The 3,632-nt window shown below is 44.9% G+C and carries 2 protein-coding genes; both read right to left on the bottom strand.

Features of this window, described 5'->3' with window-relative positions; translation table 11 throughout:
- On the bottom strand, positions 1-3,287 hold a 3,287-nt coding region (locus tag F6K49_RS37265; protein WP_293105089.1), incomplete at its 3' end, for a type I polyketide synthase.
- A gap of 18 nt (positions 3,288-3,305) precedes the next feature.
- A partial coding sequence (locus tag F6K49_RS37260) for an acyl carrier protein (protein WP_293105086.1) occupies positions 3,306-3,632 on the bottom strand: 327 nt, incomplete at its 5' end.

The raw sequence follows: 3,632 nt of genomic DNA, 5'->3' as shown, positions 1-3,632 counted from the left end.
TCTAAAGTATTGGTATATTGTGCTTCAGGAGACTGTTCATATAGTTGGGTAGCTATAGTAAAATCCCCTTCAGGGAAGAGAACTTGCAGGGGATCTATAGTTCCCTGCAAAACTGCTCTCAATTGGGAACCACAACGCTCTAACATAGTTAGTTCTGCATTAGCGCTGGGGAATTGAGCAAGTAAGGTCTGATTTTTTTGTTGTAGATTGACTTTTTCAGGAGTTTGGAGTGTCACCCACTGGTTTTCGGTGTAGCGCAGAATTTCTACTTCTGCTAGCATCTCTAACAACAGGTTGAGAAGTTGTTTATATTGTGGTGCTACACCTAATCTTTGGGCTAGGGATTCAGTGGAGAAGTTTTCCCCCAGTTTAAATGACCATCCCATTTTGTCAAAGGCTTGCAAGACATATTCCACACTCAAAGTTTCTAATTGTCTCACAAGTTGACTGTAGCTATCCAAGTTATTAACAGAGGCTAAAGACGACACCAAAGGTTGTAGTTTCTGGTTAATGGTCAATGGGTCTAGAAGTTCCTCTGATGAAAACTGCCCGCCAAAACTAGCTTGAGGTCGCCATTCTACTTCGTATAACCAATCCCGGAACTCCTCTTTATCTACAAAGTTAGTAAAATTAGTTGCTTTGGTCCAATACCGTTCTCTTTGGAAAGGATAAGTAGGTAATACTACTTTCTCACGGATATAATCTTTGTCGAATCCTGACCAGTCTACCTCTACACCTCTTACGTAAAATTCCCCTAAGCTCTCTAGCAATTGTTGCCAGTCTTCGCGATCTTTGCGCAGAGAAGGCAACCAAACCCCCGTGTCCTCTGGTAAGCATTGGCGTCCCATTCCCAGCAAAATTGCCTGGGGTCCGATTTCCAAGAAAATTTTACAGCCTTCCTGGTCTAAAGTCTGCATACCATCAGCAAAGCGGACTGGTTGTCGTATATGATTCACCCAATATTCAGGAGTGCTAGTGTCATCGCCTATTTGTTGCCCAGTAACATTAGAAATTAGAGGAATCTGAGGCTTATTGTAGGAGATTTGCCATGCTGCTACCTCAAACTGCCCTAGCATTGGTTCCATCAGCGGAGAGTGAAAAGCATGGGATACTTGCAAAAATTTTGCTTTTATTCCTTGCGTTGACACGCTGCTGTAAATCTCCTGGATGGCTTCACTTTTACCAGAAATTACTATACTGCTAGGGCCATTGAGAGCTGCGATCGCAACTTGATCGCCATAGGGAGCAATCACTTCTCGCACTTGAGATTCTGATGCGAGCAAGGACAACATCTCACCACCTGGAGGCAATTGTTGCATTAACTGTCCCCGCATTGCCATCAATTTGAGACCGTCTTCCAGGCTAAAAACCCCAGCAACACAGGCAGCGACATATTCGCCTACACTATGACCGATGACAGCATCCGCCTCTATGCCCCAAGATTTCCATAATTGGCATAGGGCATATTCTAGAGCGAATAAAGCAGGTTGAGTATAGGCCGTGTTGTATAACTTTTGGTTTGCCTCGCCAGATGTTGGAGAAGACAAATCAATATCTGGATAGAGAACAGATAGTAGTGGTTCTTCCAGATAGGGACGCAAAATTTCTTCACAGCGTTTGAGGCAATTACGAAATGTCGGTTGGGTATCGTAGAGTTGACGCCCCATATTCAGATACACAGACCCTTGACCAGTAAATAAGAACGCTATTTTCTGGCGCTTGGGACTGCATATTTGACCGGTTGGCACTGTATCTTCGCCCTCCGCAAGATCGCGCAGAGCCTTTTGCATCTCTGTTGTAGATGTTGCCGTAACAAAAAGGCGGCGATCAAAATGCGTTCTTCCTGTATTGGCAGTAAAACAAACGTCTGCCAGCTTTGCGGATGAGTTTGATTTCAGATGAGCCTGATAGCGCTCTACTAATTCACTCAAAGCCTTCTGATTTTTGGCTGAGAGAGCAAGAATGTGAGCAGGGCGTTCAATTTCATTAGCTCTGGTTTCTTGTTTGGGAGCTTCCGACAAGATGACATGGCAATTTGTGCCACCAAAGCTAAAGGAACTGACCCCAGCCAAGCGAGGTTCTGTAGCAACAGACCAAGGTTGGCACTCAGTAGGTATAAAAAAGGGTGTACCTTCTAACTTAATTAAGGGATTCAGTTGTTTGAGGTGCAGGTGGGATGGTATTTGCTGATGTTGCAGTGATAGAACTGTCTTGATTAGACCAACTATTCCCGCCGCAGCTTCCAAATGACCGATATTGGTCTTAATTGAACCAATCCCACAGGAATCAAGAGGCGATCGCCCTTGACCCAGTACTGCTTTTATGGATTCAACTTCTATTGGGTCCCCCAAGGAAGTGCCAGTACCGTGAGCTTCAACATAACTAATCTGGGCTGGCGCTACACCAGCATTTTTTAATGCTTGCCTGATAACTGCCTGCTGTGAAACCCCATTGGGTGCAGTCATTCCATTGCTTAGACCATCATGGTTAACTGCCGAGCCTTTGATAACTGCTAATATATTGTCTCTATCCCGGAGGGCATCACAGAGGCGTTTGAGGACAATTACACCACATCCTTCCCCTCGTACATAACCATCGGCGTCTTTGTCAAAAGTCTTACAAAAACCGTCCGACGCCATCATCCGAGCTTGAGAAAAAGTGAGAGTGTATTCGGGGGACAAAACCAAATTCACCCCTCCGACCAAGCACAAATTAGATTCACCGCTTTGCAGGCTTTGACAGGCAAAATGCAATGCTACCAGCGATGACGAGCAAGCTGTGTCTATCGCCAAGCTAGGTCCGTGCAAATTCAGTATATAGGAGAGACGATTCGCTGCAATACCAGGCGTGATGCCAATGCCGCCATAAGCATCTATATTAAGGTGATCATTGAACACCAGTCGGCCATAATCACTAGCAACGATTCCTATAAACACACCTGTTTGGCTGTCAGCTAACTTATTTGGTGCCAGTCCTGCATTTTCCAGAGCTTCCCAGGCTACCTCTAAGACTAGTCTATGCTGGGGATCCATTGACTCTGCTTCTCGGGGAGAAATTCCGAAGAAACTCGGTTCAAACATATCTATCTGTTCCAGAAAAGCGCCCCAACGGGTGTTCATTTTTCCTGGTGTAGCTGGATCTGGATCATACAAGGCATCAACATCCCATCGATTTGGCGGAACTTCAGTGATGGTATGCACTCCATGCCGCAGCAAATGCCAAAAGCTTTCTGGATTTCCAGCACTTGGAAAACGACAACCAATACCTATAATCGCGGTTGGATCCATGTAATTTGCACCTTATCTTCAGGATGACGAAACTAAATGCTTAGCCAAAAACTCTATAGTTGGGTAACTATAAAGCGCAGTAGCAGGAATATCTCGTTCTAGCCAAGCTCCCAACTCAGCAACTAGATTTGCTGCATCAGCCGATCCTAGAGCATAGCGCTCAAAAGGAAGAGTACTATTCACCTCATCTGCTTCAATGTTAAAAACTTTGGCTATGTAAGCGACTAACCAAGCTTTAATTTTTTCTTCTAGAGGCAGCTCCTTTTCTTGAGCCACTACTGGCAGTTTGGCTACTATTTGACTGTATTGCTTCATGGCCTCACTGCAACTCATGCCTTTAAGTTG

The sequence above is a fragment of the Moorena sp. SIO3I6 genome (assembly GCF_010672095.1).
Note: the sequence above shows the minus strand (reverse complement) of the source record. Positions and strands in the feature narration are given on the sequence as shown.